At 54.7% G+C, this 19,140-nt stretch carries 19 protein-coding genes; 11 read left to right on the plus strand and 8 right to left on the minus strand.

What is annotated here, in order from left to right; translation table 11 throughout:
- Window positions 1-43: 43 nt before the first annotated feature.
- A complete protein-coding gene (gene polA / locus CDH47_RS07655; protein ID WP_100639250.1) occupies window positions 44-2,797 on the minus strand; it encodes a DNA polymerase I in 2,754 nt (917 codons plus the stop codon).
- 87 nt (window positions 2,798-2,884) lie between these two features.
- Here polA and CDH47_RS07660 point away from each other — a divergent pair, with 87 nt between their 5' ends.
- Both CDH47_RS07660 and CDH47_RS07665 read left to right on the plus strand, forming a co-directional pair.
- Window positions 2,885-3,223 carry a DUF2782 domain-containing protein gene (locus tag CDH47_RS07660; RefSeq protein WP_100639251.1) on the plus strand — a complete coding sequence of 113 codons (339 nt, stop codon included), beginning with the start codon at window positions 2,885-2,887 and terminating at the stop codon, window positions 3,221-3,223.
- Between the two features lie 214 nt (window positions 3,224-3,437).
- Window positions 3,438-3,839, plus strand: coding sequence for a hypothetical protein (locus tag CDH47_RS07665; protein ID WP_100639252.1), 402 nt, complete (start codon window positions 3,438-3,440; stop codon window positions 3,837-3,839).
- A 126-nt stretch (window positions 3,840-3,965) separates the two neighbouring features.
- Here the strand turns inward: CDH47_RS07665 and CDH47_RS07670 are convergent, their stop codons facing one another.
- Both CDH47_RS07670 and pyrE read right to left on the minus strand, forming a co-directional pair.
- Window positions 3,966-4,619, minus strand: coding sequence for a DUF4124 domain-containing protein (locus CDH47_RS07670; RefSeq protein WP_100639253.1), 654 nt, complete (start codon window positions 4,617-4,619; stop codon window positions 3,966-3,968).
- A gap of 3 nt (window positions 4,620-4,622) precedes the next feature.
- Window positions 4,623-5,261, minus strand: coding sequence for an orotate phosphoribosyltransferase (gene pyrE / locus CDH47_RS07675; protein WP_100639254.1), 639 nt, complete (start codon window positions 5,259-5,261; stop codon window positions 4,623-4,625).
- An 80-nt stretch (window positions 5,262-5,341) separates the two neighbouring features.
- On the opposite strand from pyrE, the gene CDH47_RS07680 reads away from it, so the two are divergent.
- Window positions 5,342-6,148, plus strand: coding sequence for an exodeoxyribonuclease III (locus CDH47_RS07680; RefSeq protein ID WP_100639255.1), 807 nt, complete (start codon window positions 5,342-5,344; stop codon window positions 6,146-6,148).
- Between the two features lie 199 nt (window positions 6,149-6,347).
- On the opposite strand, the gene rph is transcribed toward CDH47_RS07680, so the two are convergent.
- Window positions 6,348-7,064 (minus strand): ribonuclease PH, encoded by a 717-nt coding sequence (rph, locus tag CDH47_RS07685; RefSeq protein WP_100639256.1) that lies wholly within the window; start codon window positions 7,062-7,064, stop codon window positions 6,348-6,350.
- A gap of 167 nt (window positions 7,065-7,231) precedes the next feature.
- Here rph and CDH47_RS07690 point away from each other — a divergent pair, with 167 nt between their 5' ends.
- Complete coding sequence (locus tag CDH47_RS07690) at window positions 7,232-8,098, plus strand: YicC/YloC family endoribonuclease (RefSeq protein ID WP_100639257.1); 867 nt, start codon at window positions 7,232-7,234, stop codon at window positions 8,096-8,098.
- A gap of 35 nt (window positions 8,099-8,133) precedes the next feature.
- Here CDH47_RS07690 and CDH47_RS17490 read toward each other — a convergent pair whose 3' ends face one another.
- Complete coding sequence (locus CDH47_RS17490) at window positions 8,134-8,331, minus strand: hypothetical protein (protein WP_153045472.1); 198 nt, start codon at window positions 8,329-8,331, stop codon at window positions 8,134-8,136.
- 453 nt (window positions 8,332-8,784) lie between these two features.
- On the opposite strand from CDH47_RS17490, the gene CDH47_RS07695 reads away from it, so the two are divergent.
- Entirely contained in the window at window positions 8,785-9,558 is a 774-nt protein-coding gene (locus CDH47_RS07695) for an enoyl-CoA hydratase/isomerase family protein (RefSeq protein ID WP_100639258.1), read from the plus strand.
- Between the two features lie 6 nt (window positions 9,559-9,564).
- On the opposite strand, the gene CDH47_RS07700 is transcribed toward CDH47_RS07695, so the two are convergent.
- Together CDH47_RS07700 and CDH47_RS07705 are read right to left on the minus strand one after the other, a co-directional pair.
- Entirely contained in the window at window positions 9,565-10,380 is an 816-nt protein-coding gene (locus CDH47_RS07700) for an RluA family pseudouridine synthase (RefSeq protein ID WP_100639259.1), read from the minus strand.
- A complete protein-coding gene (locus CDH47_RS07705; RefSeq protein WP_100639260.1) occupies window positions 10,380-11,267 on the minus strand; it encodes a universal stress protein in 888 nt (295 codons plus the stop codon). Before CDH47_RS07705 ends, CDH47_RS07700 begins: the two co-directional genes overlap by 1 nt.
- A 175-nt stretch (window positions 11,268-11,442) precedes the next feature.
- Here CDH47_RS07705 and gmk point away from each other — a divergent pair, with 175 nt between their 5' ends.
- The 4 genes from gmk (at window position 11,443) to CDH47_RS07725 (ending at window position 15,029) form a co-directional block, all read left to right on the plus strand.
- Window positions 11,443-12,090 (plus strand): guanylate kinase, encoded by a 648-nt coding sequence (gene gmk / locus CDH47_RS07710; RefSeq protein WP_100639261.1) that lies wholly within the window; start codon window positions 11,443-11,445, stop codon window positions 12,088-12,090.
- Between the two features lie 86 nt (window positions 12,091-12,176).
- Window positions 12,177-12,389: a DNA-directed RNA polymerase subunit omega gene (gene rpoZ / locus CDH47_RS07715; protein WP_100639262.1), complete on the plus strand. Its 213-nt coding sequence runs from the start codon at window positions 12,177-12,179 to the stop codon at window positions 12,387-12,389.
- Between the two features lie 29 nt (window positions 12,390-12,418).
- On the plus strand, window positions 12,419-14,563 hold the full coding sequence (locus CDH47_RS07720; protein ID WP_100639263.1) for a RelA/SpoT family protein: 2,145 nt from the start codon (window positions 12,419-12,421) through the stop codon (window positions 14,561-14,563).
- 79 nt (window positions 14,564-14,642) lie between these two features.
- Window positions 14,643-15,029 carry a RidA family protein gene (locus CDH47_RS07725; RefSeq protein ID WP_100639264.1) on the plus strand — a complete coding sequence of 129 codons (387 nt, stop codon included), beginning with the start codon at window positions 14,643-14,645 and terminating at the stop codon, window positions 15,027-15,029.
- A 65-nt stretch (window positions 15,030-15,094) separates the two neighbouring features.
- Here the strand turns inward: CDH47_RS07725 and CDH47_RS07730 are convergent, their stop codons facing one another.
- Complete coding sequence (locus CDH47_RS07730; protein ID WP_100639265.1) at window positions 15,095-15,961, minus strand: NAD-dependent epimerase/dehydratase family protein; 867 nt, start codon at window positions 15,959-15,961, stop codon at window positions 15,095-15,097.
- 76 nt (window positions 15,962-16,037) lie between these two features.
- Here CDH47_RS07730 and CDH47_RS07735 point away from each other — a divergent pair, with 76 nt between their 5' ends.
- Window positions 16,038-16,997: a hydrogen peroxide-inducible genes activator gene (locus tag CDH47_RS07735; protein WP_100639266.1), complete on the plus strand. Its 960-nt coding sequence runs from the start codon at window positions 16,038-16,040 to the stop codon at window positions 16,995-16,997.
- 8 nt (window positions 16,998-17,005) lie between these two features.
- Entirely contained in the window at window positions 17,006-19,081 is a 2,076-nt protein-coding gene (recG, locus tag CDH47_RS07740) for an ATP-dependent DNA helicase RecG (RefSeq protein WP_100639267.1), read from the plus strand.
- The last annotated feature ends 59 nt before the right edge of the window (window positions 19,082-19,140 follow it).

A 19,140-nucleotide genomic window follows, 5' to 3' on the forward strand; every position in this document is an offset into this window, starting at 1 on the left:
AATGAAAAACGCCCGGTCGAGTCCTCTCACCGGGCGTTTTTATTCAGTGTGCCTGATCCCAGTTATCACCCACGCCAGCTTCCACCAGCAGTGGCACTGCAAGCTTCGCCGCTTCAGACATGCGTTTGATCAGCCCCTCGCGAACCGCATCAACAGTTTCTTCTTTCACTTCAATGATCAGTTCATCATGTACCTGCATGGTCATGCGGGCGGTATCCGGGTGCTCTGAAAGCAGCCAGTTTTCCACTTCAATCATCGCCAGCTTGATGATGTCCGCAGCTGTGCCCTGCATGGGGGCGTTGATCGCTGTGCGCTCGGCGGCCTGTTGAAGTTGCTTGTTGCGGGCATTGATTTCCGGCAGGTACAGGCGTCGGCCAAACAAGGTTTCAACAAAACCGTCGTCGTGTGCCTGCTTGCGGATGTTGTCCATGTATTGCAGTACGCCCGGATAGCGCTCGAAGTAGCGGTCTATGTATTGCTGCGCCACCTTGCGCTCTACATCCAGCTGGCGAGCCAGCCCGAAAGCTGACATGCCATAGATCAGGCCAAAGTTGATGGCCTTGGCGCTGCGGCGCTGGTCGCTGCTAACGTCACTTAAAGGCACACTGAACACTTCTGAGGCTGTCGCCTTGTGAATGTCTTCACCGTTCTCGAACGCTGTCAAAAGCCCCTTGTCACCAGACAAGTGAGCCATGATCCTTAGCTCAATCTGGGAATAGTCAGCAGCCAGAAGCTTGAAGCCTTTTTCGGCAATAAACGCCTGGCGAATACGTCGGCCCTGTTCTGTGCGTACCGGAATGTTCTGCAGGTTGGGTTCTGATGAGCTCAGCCGGCCGGTGGCGGTTACAGCCTGGTGGTACGAGGTATGCACACGGCCTGTGCGATGGTGAATCAGTTCCGGCAGAGTGTCCGTATAGGTGGACTTGAGCTTGCTCAGGCTGCGGTGTTCCAGAATCAATCTGGGTAATTCGTGCTCATGGGCCAGCTCCTGCAAAACAGGTTCTGCGGTAGAAGGTGCGCCTTTTGGTGTTTTCTTGATGACTGGCAGCCCCATTTTCTCGTAGAAGATGGCCTGCAGCTGCTTGGGTGAAGCCAGGTTGAAGTTTTCGCCAGCCACATCGTGGGCAGCTTTTTCCAGCTCTGCCATTCGTTCTGCCAACTCCTGACTATGCTGGCGCAGGGTGCTTGCACTGATTAAAGTACCGCGCTGCTCCATGCGAGACAGAACAGGTACCAAGGGCAGGTCTATGTCTGTATAAACTGATTCCAGCTTGCCCACTTTGGTCAGTTGCGGGCGTATAGCCTGGTGGAGACGCAGGGTTATGTCTGCGTCTTCAGCGGCATAGGGGCCGGCTTTTTCCAGATCCAGCTGGTTAAAAGTGAGTTGTTTGGCCCCTTTGCCGGCAATGGATTCAAAGGAGATGGTTTCCTCACCCAGGTAGTTTCGGGCCAGAGTGTCCATGTCGTGGCGGGAGGACACGGAGTTCAGCACGTAAGACTCCACCATGGTGTCTTCGGCAATGCCTTCCAGGCATATGTCGTGGTTGGCCAGCACGTTTTTGTCGTACTTCAGGTTCTGGCCCACTTTTTTCAGGTTCGGGTCTTCCAGTAGAGGTTTGAGTTGCGCCAGAACGTCATCGCGATCAAGCTGCTCCGGGGCGCCCATATAATCGTGCCCAAATGGCACATAGGCGGCTTCGCCTGCTTCAATGGCAAAAGACACGCCCACCACTTCAGCGCTCATGTACTTCAGACTGGTTGTTTCGGTATCAAAAGCGAACAGCTCGGATTCCTTAAGCCTTGCTACCCACTCATCAAGCTCTGTTTGGCTGGTGATTACGCTGTAGCGCTTGTCTTTTGGTGTCTGCGGGGTGTTGTCTGGGGCGCCGGGGCTTGAGGTTTCCTGGTCCTGTTCTTTTGTAACAGATTCTGATGTTTTTGCTTCCAGCTCTTCGGTCCAGCCGCGTAGCTCATACTCCCTGAACAGTTGCAGCAGCTCTTTGTCACTTTGTTGCCGTTCCTCCAGGTCTTCCAGGCCGAACGCCAGTTCCACATCCATTTTGATGGTGGCCAGTTCACGGCTTAATGGCAGGGTGTCGAGTGATTCGCGAAGATACTCGCCAATTTTCCCCTTGATTTCATCGGCATGCTCCATTACTCCATCCAGGTTACCGTAGGCCTGCAACCACTTTGCCGCTGTTTTCGGGCCGCATTTATTGACACCGGGAATGTTATCCACCTTGTCGCCCACCAAGGCGAGATAGTCAATTATCTGGTCTGGGCGAACATCAAACTTTTCGACAACGCCGTCCCAGTCCGTGTGGACTTCGGTCATAGTGTTGATCAGGGTTACATGATCGCTCACCAGCTGAGCCATATCCTTGTCGCCGGTTGATACCACTACATCAATGCCCTTGCTGGTCGCTTCGTTGGCCAGAGTGCCGATCACATCGTCAGCCTCAACCCCTTCCACAATCAACAGTGGCAGGCCCATGGCTCTAACCATCTGGTGAATGGGTTCAATCTGTATAGCCAGGTCTTCCGGCATCGGTGGCCGGTTGGCTTTATACTCTTCGTACAGATCGTGGCGGAAGGTTTTTCCTTTGGCATCGAATACCACAACCACTTTGGAGCCGGGAAAGTCCTGGTCAAGGCGCCGAATCATCGCGATAACGCCTTTTATGGCGCCAGTGGGGTGGTTCTTGCTGGTGGTCAGTGGCGGAAGTGCATGATATGCACGGAATAAATAGGACGAACCGTCCACAAGCACCACGGGTGGGGTCTTTTGTTCAGTCATGTCAAAACGGATCCGGATTCTGATTGAAGCGTGGGTTGGCTTATGCAACTCTGTACTTAAAATGATGATCGAAAGGGTATCACGAAAATGAAACGAATCACCTGCTCTGCTTTTTTGCTAGTTTGCGGCCTTGGTTCGGCACTGGCGCAGGAAAGCGGTGCCTTGAATGAGGGCCTTGTAGAAACGCCCAAAGAGCCGGTCGTGATTTCTGACTATCAGCCATCCAGCGCTGGCCCCCAGATTGTTATCCGGCCTGGCGAGGGTGAGGTGTTCTACGAGTACCGGGTGAACGGGCAGCTTATGGAGATCAAGGTGGTGCCAGAAGTGGGCCGTGAATATTACCTGGTGCCCGCGGATGGCGGCGGTTGGATCCGGGAAACCGATTCCGGCATGCTGGTGCCTAGCTGGATTCTGTTCCGCTGGTAACCTGGCTGACAAGGGAGGAGTCCGTAAAAGTAACTATGCTGCATCGAGTGCGCCAAGTTGCTTTTAGTATGAACATTCTAATTTTTCACCGTAACCTTAGTTACAGATTCAGAGAAAGACGCTCAACCCTTTACTGGCTCAGCAAGTACAAATTGTGGTCAGAGTTGTAGGCAAGAGAGTCTGGAAAATCTTCATCAAGCTAAGGAGAAGTGATATGAGCAAACTTAAAACTTATCAGGAACAGCTTCAGGAAATCGTTGAGAAAGGCATCAATGCCGCTGAAGAGCAGCAGAAGAAGCTGGCAGCCAAGCCTTTCGACTTCGCTGAAAAGCTCGAAACCGAAGCGCGTGAGTACAGCGTTAAGTCTCTGCGTAAGCGTTACAACGGCTACAGCGACAGCTTGTTTGGCCAGCTGCGCACCCTGAACGACCGCTTTGGCAACTTTGCCGCTGAGCTGGTTGCGAAGCTTGAGAAAGAAGCAGCTGAAGGCGCAGATGCGGTTTCTGAAGCAGCAGACGATGTATCTAAAGCTGCCAAGGATGCCAAGAAGACTGTAACCGCCAAGAAGCCGGCCGCTAAGGCGACTGCGAAGAAGAAGCCAGCTGCTACTGCCTGATTTCAAGGTTATGCAGTGATGCTTGCACGAAGTTAGTGCAGGCGAACAAGAAGGGGCACCAAGCTAGGTTTGGATGCCCCTTTTGTTTGGCCGATGGTATTGCGCTTACTCTGCAGCGAAGGCCGGCTAATCTTCGGAGTCAGCGGGTTCCAGTGACAGCGTGCGGGTTTCCCCGGTCACTCTTTCGAGTCGTTCGATGTCTGTTTCGTACACTCGTTTCAAAGAGTCTATTTCCTGAGCTTGCCAGGAGATTTCCCGCTCAATATCACGAATCTGGGATTCAAGGCGGCGGATCTTGTCGAGGGTTGCCTCGGGTATTTTCTGGCCGGATCGCTCCATATTGGCTGCGCGGCTTTGTTCGCTGTCGAGCTGGCTTGATATAACGGAGATGTTGCCCCGCTTGAGCTGAATCAGTCCCCGCAGTTCATCCAGTTTGCGGTGCATGGCCTTGATGGCCTGATCAGGGTGGCTGAAACGTTTCAGGAGCTGTGCGTCTTGCTCGCGCTGAATCGCGAGTTCTTTCTGGCGCTGCTTTTCGGCCTCGCGCGCAGCGATTTCATCTGCAGTTGGCGCCGGGGGGATGGTTTCTATCACACGCCCGCTGGAGTTGAGGATGTCATAGCCGCGCTTGGTGGCCGGCTGTGGAATGGTGTTGCTGATGACGAGTTGGCCGTCTTCATCCGTGAAGCGATACATGCTGGCCTCTGCTTTGGCTGGCATAACCAGCGAAAGCAGAAATGCCGAGGCAGTAGCTGAAAATACGGTGCGGCGTTTGTGCATCAATCAGACTCCATAGCGTTCCCGGTAGCTGGCTACCTTTGCGGCATGGCCAGAAAACTCCGGGTTGGTCTCAAGATAGTCTAAAATCTGTTCCAGGCGGATGATACTGACCACCGGAATACCAAATTCGCTTTCTACTTCCTGTATTGCAGAAAGCGCGCCTTTCCCCCGCTCCTGCCTGTCCAGCGCGATAAGTACGCCGGCCGGTTCGGCGCCGGAAGCGCGAATAAGGTCGATGGATTCGCGTATCGCAGTACCGGCAGTAATGACATCATCGACGATTAACACTTTGCCCTGCAATTGGGCGCCGACAATATTACCGCCTTCACCGTGATCTTTCTTTTCTTTACGGTTGAAGGCAAAGGGCTTGCTGTTGCCCTCTTGGGCCAGCGCCATGGCGGTTACAGTGGCCAACGGAATGCCCTTATAGGCAGGCCCGAATATGATGTCATAATTAACGCCGCTGCGGTCGATGGCAGCTGCGTAGGCCTGGCTCAGATGTAGTAGGTCGTCTCCGGTGTTAAATAGCCCGGCGTTAAAAAAATACGGGCTGGTGCGACCGGATTTAAGAGTAAAATCACCAAAACGAAGTACATTGCGACGGATGGCGAATTCAATGAATTTTTGCTGATAGTCGTGCATGGCAAGGCTTCTGGCGGTGTGAATCTTTTAATAACGTGTGAAATCGGTATCATACACACAAACCGAATCAGGGAACATGTATGCGGGTAGTATCAATCAGCGTCAACGGTCTTGCCCAGGCCGTTGAAAAGGGTTTTTTTGACTGGCTGGCCGAGCAGGATGCAGATGTTGTCTGTGTTCAGGATCACCGCATGCGTGCCTATGAGATTGAGGACTTCAACCTCATTCCAGAAGGCTATGATGCCTACTTCATAGATGGCGAAAACAATGAGGATGGTGGCGTGGGTATTTACACGCGGCATTTCCCCAAGGCTATCATGTACGGTTTTGCCAACGAGCAGGCGGACCGGGAAGGGCGTTTTATTCAGGCGGATTTCGACAAGGTTTCAGTTGCCTCTGTGTTGGCACCTTGTGCCCTGGGGCGTGAGGAAGAGCTGATCAGTGAAGACGATCTGACAGTTCTTGACCATAAAGATGACTTTATGGACGCTTTTGGTTTGCACATGCAGAAAACCCTGCGTAAGCGTCGGCAGTTTATTTTTGGTGCCAACCTGCAGACTGCCCATCATGTAACGGATGCAAGCCCGTTGTATCACCGGTTGGACTTTTCCGGGTTTCTTCCCCACGAGCGGGCCTGGCTGGATCGTTTGTTTGATGAAATGGGGTGCGTGGATGCGTTCCGGGATATCAACAAGCAGAGTAATCAGTTTACCTGGTGGCCGGAGCAAGCCGAGGGTTCTCGGAAGAAGGCGGGGATTCGGGTGGATTATCAATTGATGACACCGGGTATTCGCAAGACCATTCAGGATGGCTGGATTGATAGCACGACCCGCTTTTCGGATCACGCTCCGGTGATTATGGATTACGATATCGAGATTGGCATTTGAGGTAGGCGGTCGCGTGTTCGGCGGGGGAAGCCTCTCCGAAACACGCTACAAGCACATCCCTGTGCGCTCGACTCCGGCCGTCCTTGGCCGGAGACGGTTTCGGAGAGGCTTCCCCCGCCGAACCCGCTAGATTGCAATAAGCTTCAACAGTCTGGGGCAGCGTCACCGCGCAGGCACCCAGACTTATGAGTTGCCTTCCTTAGCCTTCCAGCGCTTCTTTCTGCAGTTCAAACAGCTTCTCAATACCTTGCTTGGCCAATGCCAGCATGCTGTCCAGTTCTTCCTGGACAAACGGCGCAGCTTCTGCAGTTCCCTGAATTTCGATGAAACCACCCTGGTCGGTCATGATTACGTTCAGGTCGGTATCGGCTTCGGAGTCTTCCGGGTAGTCCAGATCAACCACCGGTTCTCCTTTGTAAATGCCAACAGACACGGCCGCTATCATCTGCTTCAGCGGTGATTTTTTCAGGCGCTTGGTTTCAACCAGGTGGTTCAGGGCGTCTGCCAAGGCCACGCAGCCGCCAGTGATGGCTGCAGTGCGTGTGCCACCGTCGGCCTGGATTACGTCGCAGTCGATGGTGATGGTGTGCTCGCCCAGCGCTTTCATATCGACAGCCGCGCGCAGGGAGCGGCCAATCAAGCGCTGGATTTCGACGGTGCGGCCGCCTTGTTTGCCGCGGGCGGCTTCGCGGCCCATGCGGCTGCCGGTAGAGCGGGGCAGCATGCCGTATTCGGCGGTGATCCAGCCTTTGCCTTCGCCGCGCAGGAAGGGTGGTACTTTGTTTTCTACAGAGGCCGTGCAGATAACCTTGGTGTCGCCGAATTCCACCAGTACGGAACCCTCGGCGTGGCGGGTGTAGTTCCGGGTAAGGCGAATTTCTCTGGGCTGTTCGGGCGTTCTGCCGCTTGGACGCATAGTGTTTCCTGATTTCTGAGGTAAGTGTCCGGGATGTCGCCCCGGGTGAGTTCGAATTTGGTAGCCGGCAAGTATATCACGTTGGATCTGGGTGCCGGGCTGGCTGCTGGCTGTTAGACTCTGGCTTTACGAAAACTATTACGATTAGCAACCAAGCCGGAGCTGCCATGATCAGAAGTATGACCGCATTCGCCCGGAAAGATGTTCAGGATGGCCAGGGAACGCTCACCTGTGAGATTCGTACCGTAAACCATCGGTATCTGGAGCCATCTTTCAGATTGCCAGAGGCTCTTCGGGAGCTCGAGAACCCTTTCAGGGAGGAGCTGAGGAAGCAGTTGAAGCGAGGCAAGGTGGATGTGTCGATTCGCCTGCAGTCTGCGGAAGCGGGTGTTCCCGGGTTTGAGATCAATGAGGACATCGCCAAAGCAGTTAATGATGCTGCCAACCACGTAAACCGCATGCTGGATAATCCTGCGCATATTAATGCTTTGGATATTCTGCGCTGGCCGGGAGTGCTTTCAGTGCCCGAGCAAGACTACAGCACTGTTAAAGAGGCAGCTCTGAGGTTGTTCAAGGAGACCGTTGAAGAGCTCTCGGTTGTAAGAGCGCGCGAAGGGGAGCGGTTGCGGCCTCTATTTGAAGATCGCCTCACGCACATGAAAACCCTGGTAGAAACTGTCCGCGAAGGCATGCCAGGGCTGCTTAAAGCACAGGAAGAGCATCTGAAGGAGCGATTCCAAAAGGCTCAGGTAGAGCTGGATCCCGAGCGCATCGCTCAGGAAATGGTCATGCTGGCGCAGAAGATTGATGTGGCTGAAGAGCTGGATAGGCTGGATGCTCATATCAGTGAGGTGACGGACACCCTCACGCGAGATGAGGCTATTGGTCGCCGGCTTGATTTTCTGATGCAGGAGCTGAATCGGGAAGCCAATACCCTGAGCAGCAAAAGCATTGATGCCGGCGTAACCAGGGCAGCAGTGGATTTGAAGGTGCTGATAGAGCAGGTGCGTGAGCAGGTGCAGAATATAGAGTGATTCCCTCCCGGGGGCGGCTTTTGTGCTGTCGCCCTTTATTGTTGCCCAGCCGCGACCCGGTGAATCAACTGCTCCGCCGTGGGTGCCAGTGCCATCAGAGAGTTGCCATCTTTTTCAGTGAGCTCATAGAGAATGAGCTCGTTGATCCCCGCCACCAGCGCCATGCTCATTAGTAGGCTCAAAGGCTGCAGTGTCGTGTTATCCGCGCGCTGCTGCTCCACTTGTTTCTGCAAGAATACCGGTGGCACCTGCCCCGATTACCAGCACTGAAGGCTGCCTTTTATTTTTCATAATATCTCCCTCTAGCTGGCCGACATCCGGCCCTCTGCACTCCGCTGTATTCCGAGCGTTTATCTGGATCGGCTTTTCGTGAACACTTGTGGTCAAAAGTGTTCATGGGCGGTTAACAGCTAATTATAAAAGAAGTGCAGAAACAAACTTTTTGAACCTTGGTGACTTGTTTTAGATATTGATGTTCAAATTTAGGTTTGAGATCTAAGAAAAATCGGTTCCTCATGAAAGATATCGCAGATGAATATTTGCGTTCAGAGGTACAGTCTAGGTATACGGAAAATAGCGGCCGTGATCTTGGCAAAGTTGCGAGACTCATGGCAGCCGGGGTGCAGGTTCTGGTTGATGCCGGCGCGAAAACAAAAGAATCGATTTAACTGAGAAGGAACGATGAAATGAGTGACACGCCAGTTCTTTTGTCCCGCGATGGGCAAGTTGCGACGATTACACTCAATCGGCCGGAGCACTACAACGCTCTGAATGCGCCTATGCGCAAAGCCTTGACCTCGACTCTGGCTGAGGTGGAGGCAGATCCAACCATTCGGGTTTGCATTATCGGTGCAGCCGGTAAGGGCTTTTCTGCAGGGCAGGATTTGCAGGATTTCGATTATGAGCAAATATCCGATCTGTTGCTGGACGAATACGAGCCGCTGCTGAAAACCATTCACCATGGCAACAAGCTGTATATCGCGCGGGTACATGGCCAGGCTGCCGGTATTGGTGCCGCGTTGGCGCTGACATGCGATCTGGTGATGATGGCGGAAGATGCCAGGGTCTATCTGGCATTTGCAGCCATTGCGCTCGTGCCGGATGGCGGATTGACCTGGCACCTGCTGAATGCCATGGGGCGTCACCGTGCGCTGTCGGCAATCATCGAAGGAAAGCGGCTTGATGCGGCTACTTGTCTCGATTACGGGCTTGCCAATAAAGCTGTGCCTGCTGATAGCCTTGAGCAAGAAACCTTTGATTGGGCCAGTTCATTAGCAAGCGCTGCGCCACTTGCTGTCGCAGGGACCAAGCGCTTGCTGAGAGAAGTGGCCAGCTGTGACTGGCGCTCGGCGTTAGCCGCAGAAGCCAAGGAGCAGAACGTTACAACGAAATCAAAAGACTTTATGCGGGGCGTTCAGGCGTTTGCTGATCGCCGTGCCCCAGAGTTCAAAGGTAACTGAGTGTGCTCACTCGGCCAGGGTGGCAAGCTCTTTCGGCAGTTCCAGTTTTACCCGCTGGTGGCTGAGGGGGCAGTCAAACTCCAGGCCGGCAGCGAGTAGTTGCAGGGGCGCTCGCGCAGGTTTGCCGTAGAGGCGATCGCCAATAATCGGGTGCCCAATGCTTTGCAGATGCTTGCGGATCTGGTGTTTGCGTCCCGTCTCGATAATAACTTGCAGAAGGCTGGTTTCGGCGGCGTCATCGATGCTTAGCGTAGACGCGTGACTGATGGCGGCCTTGCCGTCAATCGGTGCGTCTATTCGCTGGTTCTGGGTGTTGATGACACCGGCTACTCTGGCAAGGTAGCGCTTGGCCATGGTGCGCCCGGAGAAACACTGGGACAGAGACCCTGCGGCTTTTGAGTCGTGGGCAATCAGCATGAGCCCGGCCGCGTCACCATCCAGCCGGTGAATGAGGAAGCAAGGGCGCTTCAGCTCAAGCTCAGCCGAGCGCAACAGGCTGCAGTGGTCTCCCCATTGGGAGCCTTGGGCCAATAAACCGTGTGGTTTGAACCAGACACTGTAGCGGCTTTTATCCTCGATCAGAATTGCCGCTTCGGGTTTGCGGTTCAGCACATTCTCATCGTAATAAAGCTGTAGCCGGGTACCGGCTTTTACCTCTTTGGTTGCGCGCCGCAGCCTTACTTGCTTGCCTTTCAGTGTCCACCAGCAGGCACCCTTGTTCATGGCATCTTTAATGCGCTGGCGAGACAGCCCTGATGCCTCGCTCAGGGCTTCACTCGCTGTGGTGGGCTGGTCCGTTGTAACGTCGAATTTCCTGCGCATTATTGGCCGGCGTCCCCGGGCTTGATGGCAAGCAAGTCGGTCCTCAGGTGAGTGAGCACCTTCTCTGCGGTGTTGCCAATCACTCTTGCCCGGAGGCCGGTTTTTCCGCTGGTGCCAATCACTACCATATCGGCCTTCAATTTACTGGCGACACGGGGGATAACCTTGTGTGCAGGCCCGACGGGCAAGTGAATTTGTTCCGGGCTCAGGCGCCAAGTGTTGCAAAGGTGGGTGATAACCGGCTCCAAAGCCGCCCTGCGCCTTTGCTCATGTTCGACCACATTGATGATCTCAAGGTCTGCGAGTACCTCGGAAATGTGCAGGGCGTGTACCAGATGAATTTTCGTGTCGAGGGCTTTCGCAAGTTCGGTGGCCTGCTCAATGATTTTCGCATTGAGGGCTTTTTTGACCGGCTTGGTGGAGCTTAGATCGACCGCCGCCAGAATCGGGTGAGCATGATTCCACTTTTGTTCTGCAACCAGCATGACCGGTACCGGGCATTCACGGATCAGATGCCAGTCGGTTGGTGTATACAGCAAGGTTTCCGAGCGGCTTCCAGTTTTGATTATGGCCTTGAAGCGGTTTGGGTGGCAGTGCTCAATGATCCATTGGTGGATATTTTTCTCCCACACAGTATGCGTGGTGACCTGCAGATCGCTGCAGTCTGAAAGGGCCAGCATCTGGTCGAGCCAGCGCTGGCGAAGTTCAATCAGGGCATCCCGGGCACGCTGCTGCACAGTGGGGTCCGAAGGCAAAGCGCCGAGATGTTCATGGGTGAAAGCCACAATTTCAAGATGGGCGCCTGTGGCGCGTGCCAGTTCGATTCCCCGGGCCAGAGCCTTCTGGTGCTTGTGGGCCGGATCCATGACAATCAGAAGTTTATCCATGCTGCCTACCGTCTTTTGTTGAGCTTGAGTGTGGTGCGTTGTCGTTCCACTGTTATACCCTAGATGTTACCAGTTGTGGCCGCATCCGGGATGCGGTGTTTCGTCAAAGGTCGTATAATTATTCGCTTTGCGGGCCCCGGTAAGGGGTCGGGTCCAGTGCAGGAGTTGTTCAGTCATGAGCCAGGCCGGTGAAATGGGTACGTTGTTTGTTATTTCTGCGCCATCGGGTGCTGGCAAGACCAGTCTTGTAGCAGAAATGCTGCATGCTGACCAAAGGCTGGGAGTGTCTGTTTCCCACACTACACGCCCCATGCGTGAAGGCGAGAAAGACGGAATTAACTACCACTTTACGAGCCGTGAAGAGTTTGAGGCCATGATTGGCCGTGGCGATTTTCTGGAGCATGCTGATGTTTTCGGTAATTACTATGGCACCTCCCAGGTGTGGGCCAGGGAAATGCTCGCCAGTGGTCATGACGTTATTCTGGAAATTGACTGGCAGGGCGCCGCTCAGGTGCGCCGATTGATACCTGAGTGTGTGAGCATTTTTATTGTTCCGCCTTCGGCTGAAATTCTCCGGGAGCGCCTTGTGGGCCGGGGTACCGATGAGCCGGAAGTTGTGAATCGGCGCCTGACGGAGGCCAGAGAAGAGTGCCGCCACGTTGGCGAGTTTGACTATATAGTTGTAAACGATGATTTCAAGGAAGCGCTGGCAGACTTGCTGGCGGTTGTTCGTAGCCAACGTTTGCATGTAACGGCACAGCGCTTACGGCACAGGCAACTGCTTGCGGGGCTTTGTGGTGAAAGCGAGAGCCCGGGCGCATAGGGGCTTTTGCTGTATACAAATTGTGCCGCTGGCAGTACACTACGCGGTCTGCTAAATCAGTCATTTTTATTATTGTCGGGGATTTCATGGCACGAGTTACTGTTGAAGATTGTCTGGAACACGTAGATAACCGGTTCCAGCTGGTCATGTTGGCTACCAAACGCTCCCGTCAGATCGCCACTAAAGGTGCCGAGCCGATGGTTCAGGAAGAAAACGACAAGCCGACGGTTATTGCCCTGCGCGAAATCGCTGGTGGTTTGGTGAGCCGCGATCTGCTGACCGAAATCGAAGAGGATTAAGACGGCTGCAAACAGATTATGGAGGCGAGGTGTCGCTTGACGAGGCTACGGTAGAAGCGCTGGCTGTTGAGCTCAGCACCTATCTGGATACCAATCGCATTAATCAAGTGCGACGTGCCTACTATTATGCCGAGCAGGCCCATGAAGGCCAGATGCGCAAAAGCGGCGACCGCTACATAACGCACCCCCTTGCAGTTGCTCATATACTCGCTGGCCTCAAGCTCGACCATCAGAGCTTGATGGCCGCGATGTTGCACGATGTTATTGAAGATACCGGTATCCCCAAGGACGCCCTTGCTGAGCAGTTTGGCGAGGATGTGGCGGAGCTGGTGGACGGTGTCAGCAAACTGACCCAGATAGAATTCCGCTCCCGTGCGGAAGCCCAGGCTGAAAACTTCCAGAAAATGACTCTGGCCATGGCCAGAGATATCCGCGTTATTTTGGTGAAACTGGCTGACCGCCTGCACAACATGCGCACTCTGGGCCCCATGCCCTACGAAAAGCGCAAGCGTATAGCCACAGAAACCCTCGATATCTACGCTCCCATTGCCAATCGTCTTGGCATGCATGCCATATCCACAGAACTTGAAGATTTGGGCTTCGCGGCACTGCACCCGATGCGTTCCCGCTATATCTCCAAAGCCGTGGACAAAGCGCGCGGCAGCCACCGTGAGATTATTGAAGAAATACGTGGTCGATTGCAGGAAAAACTGCAAGAGCGTGGCCTTCCGGGCCGGATAATGGGGCGTGAGAAGCATCTGAACAGCATCTATAACAAGATGAAGCTCAAACAGAAGTCGTTTTACGAGATTATGGACGTATACGCCTTCCGCATCATTACCGACACAGAAGACGATTGTTATCGAATCCTGGGGGCAGTTCACAGCCTCTACAAACCAATGCCGGGCCGCTTCAAAGACTACATCGCCATGCCCAAGGCAAACGGTTATCAGTCTCTGCATACCACACTCTTTGGGATGCATGTAAATATCGAAATTCAGATCCGCACCGAGGAAATGGAGCACATAGCCAACGATGGTATTGCGGCCCACTGGATGTATAAAAACGAGCCAACCGGTGTTACCAGCGCGAACCAGACGCGAGTCGATCGCTGGGTTAAAGGCTTGATGGAGATGCGTGAACGTGCGGACGACTCTCTCGAGTTCATCGAGCATGTAAAAGTGGACCTCTTCCCGGATGAAATCTATGTTTTTACCCCGAGGGGCAAGATCATGGAACTGCCAAGAGGTGCCACTCCGGTAGATTTCGCTTATGCAATCCATACGGACATTGGCAATGCGACGGTCGCTTGCCGTATCAACCGGAATCTCGGTTCTTTGAGTAAGCCTCTTCAAAGTGGTCAAACGGTCGAAGTCATTACAGCGCCGGGCGCTCGCCCCAATCCTGCCTGGCTCAGTTTTGTGGTGACCGGCAAAGCGCGCAGCAGCATACGCCACACCCTGAAGAGTCAGAAACTGGCAGAATCTCTGGAGTTGGGGCGCGTGTTACTGAAAAAGTCCCTCAATGGGTTTGGCAAGCGCTTGTCGGATATTGATGATGCCCAGAAGCAGGCGGTTGTGAAGCATAACCAGGTGAACAATTTCGATGAGCTGATCAGCGAGATTGGCATGGGTAATCGAATGGCGTATCTGGTTGCACGCCAGCTAGTGGTTGATTCTGAGGGCGCAGAGCCCGGTGAGGCTGCCATGGATATCCAGGGCGGCAGCGACGCGCCAATCACCATCCAGGGCACCGAGGGCATGCTGGTTCACTTTGCCGATTGTTGCAAACCGATCCCTGGGGATCCGGTGGTTGGTGTTATGGGTACAGGTAAGGGAATGGTTATTCATTCCGACACCTGTTCCCGTTTGCCGGAAGACAGCGAAGGTCGCTCCCGCTTGACCCATCTTACCTGGGCCAAGGATATTACTGACGAGTTCTCCGTAGAGCTGAGGGTTGAGCTGGAGCGGCACCACGGGGTGATCGCCGAAGTGGCCAATGCGGTGGCTATGGCAGACGGTAATATCGAGCGGATAAATGTAGACGAACAGAATGCCCGGTATGGCGTGGTCAGCCTTGTGGTGAAGGTGCATGGGCGTAAACATCTGGCTCGCGTGATGCGCAGGGTTCGAAACATCAAAGCCATAACGTCGATCAACCGCGTGAAATACTGAGTTCTGCCAGAATAACCTGGTTGACAGCTCGCGTATGGAAGGGCGACGATTAGCGTTTTAGACGAAAGGGAAACGCGGTATGACCAACAAATCCATAATTCAGACTGAAAGCGCACCCAAGGCAATAGGGCCTTATTCCCAAGCCGTAAAGGCGGGTGATACGGTCTATATTTCTGGCCAGATTCCGCTGGATCCTGAAACCATGGAAGTGGTTGCCGGGGACTTCTCAGCCAAGACCCGTCAGGTATTCGATAACCTCAAAGCCGTATGTGAAGCTGCTGGAGGTGGATTGAAGGACATTGTAAAAGTGAACATCTACGTGACTGATTTGGCAAACTTTGCCACGGTCAACGAGATTATGGCGACCTATTTTCCAGAGCCATACCCCGCTCGGGCGGCAGTTGAGGTTTCAGCATTGCCCAAGGCTGTTCCAGTAGAGGTAGAAGCAGTCATGGTGCTGAGCTGATATACAAGTGCATCAGGATGTTCAGAACAAAGGCGGCTTTCGAGCCGCCTTTGTGCGTTTAGGGCTTAGCCACTATCGATCATTTCGCGGTAGCCGGTGCGGAAGTCCGGGTAGCGAAAGGAAAAACCGGTTTGCAGTAGCCGCTGATTGCTGCAGCGTTTACTGCCAGCCCGGCCACCCTTCCTGGCGCCGGCTACAGGCTCAGCGCAGGGTACCTGCTGGCGCACCCAGTCAACCACCTCGTCAAGTCGAACCGGTTCACAATCGCTGGCAATATAGCAGTTACCCAGCGGCATACCTGATAGCGCCAGCCCGTTGAGGTAGGCAACGGCTGCTGCAGCATCGTCTTCATGAATACGGTTGCTGAACGGCGCCGGCTTCACCGGGTTCATGCGGCCTTCAATCACCTCCTCCAGAAAGCGCCTTCTTGATGGCCCGTAAATCCCGCTAAAGCGAATAATGGTGGCGGGGTGGCCACTGTTCAGAGCCGTTTTCTCCCCAGCCAGAATTTGCTGGCCTGTTACCCGAGTGGGCTTGGTTGGGCTGGTTTCATCAACCAAACTGTCGTCATTCTGGGCATAAACGCTGGTGCTGCTGATAAAAAACAGCCGTTTTAGCCGCTGGTTACCTATCGCCTCCAGCAAATTGGATAAGCCGTTAACGTAGGCGTCGCGATAGCCCTGCTCGTCATAGCTTGAAGGCGTCAGGCAGTAGATAACTGTATCCAGAGTATCAGGCAGTTTGCCCACTAAGGTTTCCGGGCGGGTCAGGTCCGCGCCTATACTCGCAACGCCCTCGGGTACCTTGGCAGGGTTACGGCGTAAGCCATACACTTGTGCCGACTCTGTCAGCATGCTGGCGATGGCCCCCCCTAGCTTGCCACAACCTGCTACGAGAATTCCCGGCATACTATTGCGATCAGCGATTGCCATAGACAATATCAATCCTTATCCTCTGTCTCATAAATAAGTGAAACCTCGATCCGTATCCTTTTGACCGGAGATCACCATGACTCTTACCGAGTTACGATACGTCGTTACGCTTGCCCGCGAAAGGCATTTTGGCCGTGCCGCCGAACGCTGCCACGTTAGCCAGCCGACACTCAGCGTTGCGGTCAAAAAGCTGGAGGAGGAGTTGGGTATCCCACTGTTTGAGCGCAGTAAAAGCAGCATTCGTGTAACAGAAACCGGTCAGCGCATTGTAGCGCAGGCCCAACGTGTTCTGGATCAGGTGGGTGTAATCCGCGACATGGCACAGGATGGCAAAAACCAATTGAGCTCGCCGCTCAAGGTAGGCGCCATCTATACTATCGGGCCTTATCTGTTCCCGCACCTGTTGCCGGAGTTGCGCCGCGCCGCGCCAGACATGCCGCTCTATATCGAAGAAAACTACACCGCTAACCTGCGTAAGAAGCTGCGCCAGTCCGAGTTGGACGCCATTATCATTGCGCTGCCGTTTGAAGAGGCGGAAGTGCTGACCCTGCCACTGTACGACGAGCCGTTTGTGGTGCTACTGCCGGCGGACCACCCCCTTGCGGCCAAGGCGGAGGTCACAGGGGAAGAGCTGGCCAACGAGCAATTGCTCTTGCTGGGCCCCGGCCACTGCTTCCGGGATCAGGTGCTGGAAGCCTGCCCACCTCTGGTGGAGGCTGTCACTCGCCGAGCGGATGCAGGGGCGCCTTCGCTGGTTACTGAAGGCAGCTCTTTGGAAACCATACGCCACATGGTTGCCTCCGGATTGGGAATTACCGTACTACCACTTTCCGCCGCCACCGGTATGCGCTACCAGCAGGATGTGCTTGTAACCCGGCCTTTTGCCGCGCCGGTGCCATCTCGAACCGTGGCCCTGGCCTGGAGAGTCACTTTCCCACGGCCCAAAGCCATTGATGTTCTCTCGCTTGCAGCTGGCCAGTGCCGGGTGATTGAAAAGGCGACAGAGGACACCCCGGTTGCTGCCGCAACGGACTGACCCTAGCCATGGCCTCACTGGATGATATCCCGGTTACCGAGCTGAAAGGCGTAGGCAGCGCCCTTGCCGAGAAGCTTGGGCGGCTGGGTGTCGCCTCCATGCAGGATTTATTGTTCCACCTTCCCCATCGATACGAAGACCGCACGCGAATTATACCCATGGGTAGTTTGCGGGTAGGTGATGTGGCCGTTGTGGAAGGCGAGGTAATGAAAACGGATCTGGTGATGGGGCGTCGCCGTAGCCTGCAGGTTACCCTGAAAGACAGTAGCGGGTTCTTGGTGCTACGCTTTTTTCACTTTAACGCGGCCCAGAAAAATCAGCTGTCGGAAGGTACCCGGGTTCGCTGCTTCGGGGAAGTACGCCCGGGCCGTGCGGGTTACGAGTTTTACCACCCGGAGTACCAAACCAACCCACCGGCTATGCCCACAGGGGAGCAAGCCACCCTTACGCCGGTTTATCCACTGACTGAAGGCATACAGCAGCCCAGGGTGCGAGGGTTGTGTCAGCAGGCTGTGGGATACCTTAAGCGCCATCCCATACGGGACTGGCTGCCTGCTGAGTTGCTGGCGGGCTATCAGCTACCGGGAATTACGGAAGCCGTGCAGTTGGTGCATTCTCCACCGGCCAGTGCTCCGGTTCATCTGCTGATGGAAGGCCGCCACCCGGCGCAGCAGCGCCTGGTTATGGAAGAGTTACTGGCGCATCAGTTGAGTATGCTGCAGGTTCGCGAACAGATTCAGGCCCGGCAAGCATTGCCCATGCTCCCTGCGGGCGACCTGCCTGAGCGCTTTCTCGAGGAGTTGCCATTCAAGCTTACCAGTGCCCAGTGCCATGTAATGAGCGAGATCCGGCAAGATCTCAGCCAGCCCCTGCCTATGCTGCGATTGGTGCAGGGGGATGTAGGTTCAGGCAAAACCGTGGTGGCCGCGCTGGCAGCGCTACAGGCCATAGGCGCAGGTGCCCAAGTTGCGCTCATGGCGCCCACAGAAATATTGGCTGAACAGCACTACCAGAACTTTAAAGGCTGGCTGGAGCCTCTGGGCATCCAGCTTGCCTGGCTGACTGGCAAGGTAAAAGGGAAAGCCCGAAAAGAGGCGCTGGATGCAGTGAATACGGGTACCGCCAATGTTGTAATCGGTACCCATGCACTTTTTCAGGATGAGGTGTTGTTTCACCGTTTGGCCTTGGTTATCGTGGATGAGCAGCACCGGTTTGGCGTGCACCAGCGCTTGGCCTTGCGGGAGAAGGGTGTGGGTGGAACTCTGGCTCCACATCAGCTCATCATGACGGCAACTCCCATTCCGCGCACCTTGGCGATGAGTGCCTACGCTGATCTTGATACTTCGGTGATCGATGAATTGCCCCCGGGCAGGAAGCCGATTGAAACCATAGTGATTCCCGATAGCCGCAGGGAAGATGTGATTGAGCGCGTGCGCAACGCTTGCGCTGGCGGTCGCCAGGCCTACTGGGTGTGCACTCTGATTGAAGAATCGGAAGCCATGCAGTGCCAGGCGGCAGAAGCCACAGCGCAAGAGCTCACGGAGCGCTTACCCGATTTGAAGGTTGGGTTAATTCACGGCAGGCTGAAATCGGCGGAAAAAGCCGAGGTGATGGATCGATTCAAACAAGGTGAGGTGGATCTGCTTGTTGCCACCACTGTGATTGAAGTGGGTGTGGATGTGCCCAACGCTTCCCTGATCATCATAGAAAACCCGGAGCGCCTGGGTCTGGCGCAGCTGCACCAACTCCGTGGCAGAGTGGGGCGGGGTGAGCAGGCCAGCTTCTGCGTACTCATGTACCATCCACCCCTGTCTGCTAACGGCAAAGCGCGTCTGCAGGCCCTGCGTGACAGCCAGGATGGCTTTGTTATTGCCGAAAAAGACCTGGAAATACGTGGGCCGGGAGAGGTGCTTGGTACCCGCCAGACTGGCATGATGCAATTCCGGCTGGCAGACTTTGAGAGGGATAAAGGCTGGATTGAGCCGGTGCGCGAGATGGCGCCTGGACTTATGAGGCATCCACAGCTAGTGCAGGCTTTGATCCGGCGCTGGCTGGGAGGAAAAATACGCTATGGAGACGTTTGAGCCAGCTTAAGGTTAGCGGAGGCCGGAATGCATCTCCTTGAACGGGGGCTGCATCAACA

This window comes from Marinobacter salexigens (assembly GCF_002806945.1).
Classification (GTDB): Bacteria; Pseudomonadota; Gammaproteobacteria; order Pseudomonadales; family Oleiphilaceae; genus Marinobacter; species Marinobacter salexigens.

Bases quoted from the DNA above. Each gene is read 5' to 3' on its own strand.
- CDH47_RS07735 (WP_100639266.1), top strand. From the start codon at position 16,038: ATGACTCTTACCGAGTTACGATACGTCGTTACGCTTGCCCGCGAAAGG.
- CDH47_RS07705 (WP_100639260.1), bottom strand. From the start codon at position 11,267: ATGGATAAACTTCTGATTGTCATGGATCCGGCCCACAAGCACCAGAAG.
- CDH47_RS07660 (WP_100639251.1), top strand. From the start codon at position 2,885: ATGAAACGAATCACCTGCTCTGCTTTTTTGCTAGTTTGCGGCCTTGGT.
- CDH47_RS07700 (WP_100639259.1), bottom strand. From the start codon at position 10,380: ATGCGCAGGAAATTCGACGTTACAACGGACCAGCCCACCACAGCGAGT.
- CDH47_RS07665 (WP_100639252.1), top strand. From the start codon at position 3,438: ATGAGCAAACTTAAAACTTATCAGGAACAGCTTCAGGAAATCGTTGAG.
- pyrE (WP_100639254.1), bottom strand. From the start codon at position 5,261: ATGCACGACTATCAGCAAAAATTCATTGAATTCGCCATCCGTCGCAAT.
- CDH47_RS07690 (WP_100639257.1), top strand. From the start codon at position 7,232: ATGATCAGAAGTATGACCGCATTCGCCCGGAAAGATGTTCAGGATGGC.
- gmk (WP_100639261.1), top strand. From the start codon at position 11,443: ATGAGCCAGGCCGGTGAAATGGGTACGTTGTTTGTTATTTCTGCGCCA.
- rpoZ (WP_100639262.1), top strand. From the start codon at position 12,177: ATGGCACGAGTTACTGTTGAAGATTGTCTGGAACACGTAGATAACCGG.
- CDH47_RS07730 (WP_100639265.1), bottom strand. From the start codon at position 15,961: ATGGCAATCGCTGATCGCAATAGTATGCCGGGAATTCTCGTAGCAGGT.
- CDH47_RS07725 (WP_100639264.1), top strand. From the start codon at position 14,643: ATGACCAACAAATCCATAATTCAGACTGAAAGCGCACCCAAGGCAATA.
- polA (WP_100639250.1), bottom strand. From the start codon at position 2,797: ATGACTGAACAAAAGACCCCACCCGTGGTGCTTGTGGACGGTTCGTCC.
- CDH47_RS07695 (WP_100639258.1), top strand. From the start codon at position 8,785: ATGAGTGACACGCCAGTTCTTTTGTCCCGCGATGGGCAAGTTGCGACG.
- rph (WP_100639256.1), bottom strand. From the start codon at position 7,064: ATGCGTCCAAGCGGCAGAACGCCCGAACAGCCCAGAGAAATTCGCCTT.
- CDH47_RS07670 (WP_100639253.1), bottom strand. From the start codon at position 4,619: ATGCACAAACGCCGCACCGTATTTTCAGCTACTGCCTCGGCATTTCTG.
- CDH47_RS07680 (WP_100639255.1), top strand. From the start codon at position 5,342: ATGCGGGTAGTATCAATCAGCGTCAACGGTCTTGCCCAGGCCGTTGAA.
- recG (WP_100639267.1), top strand. From the start codon at position 17,006: ATGGCCTCACTGGATGATATCCCGGTTACCGAGCTGAAAGGCGTAGGC.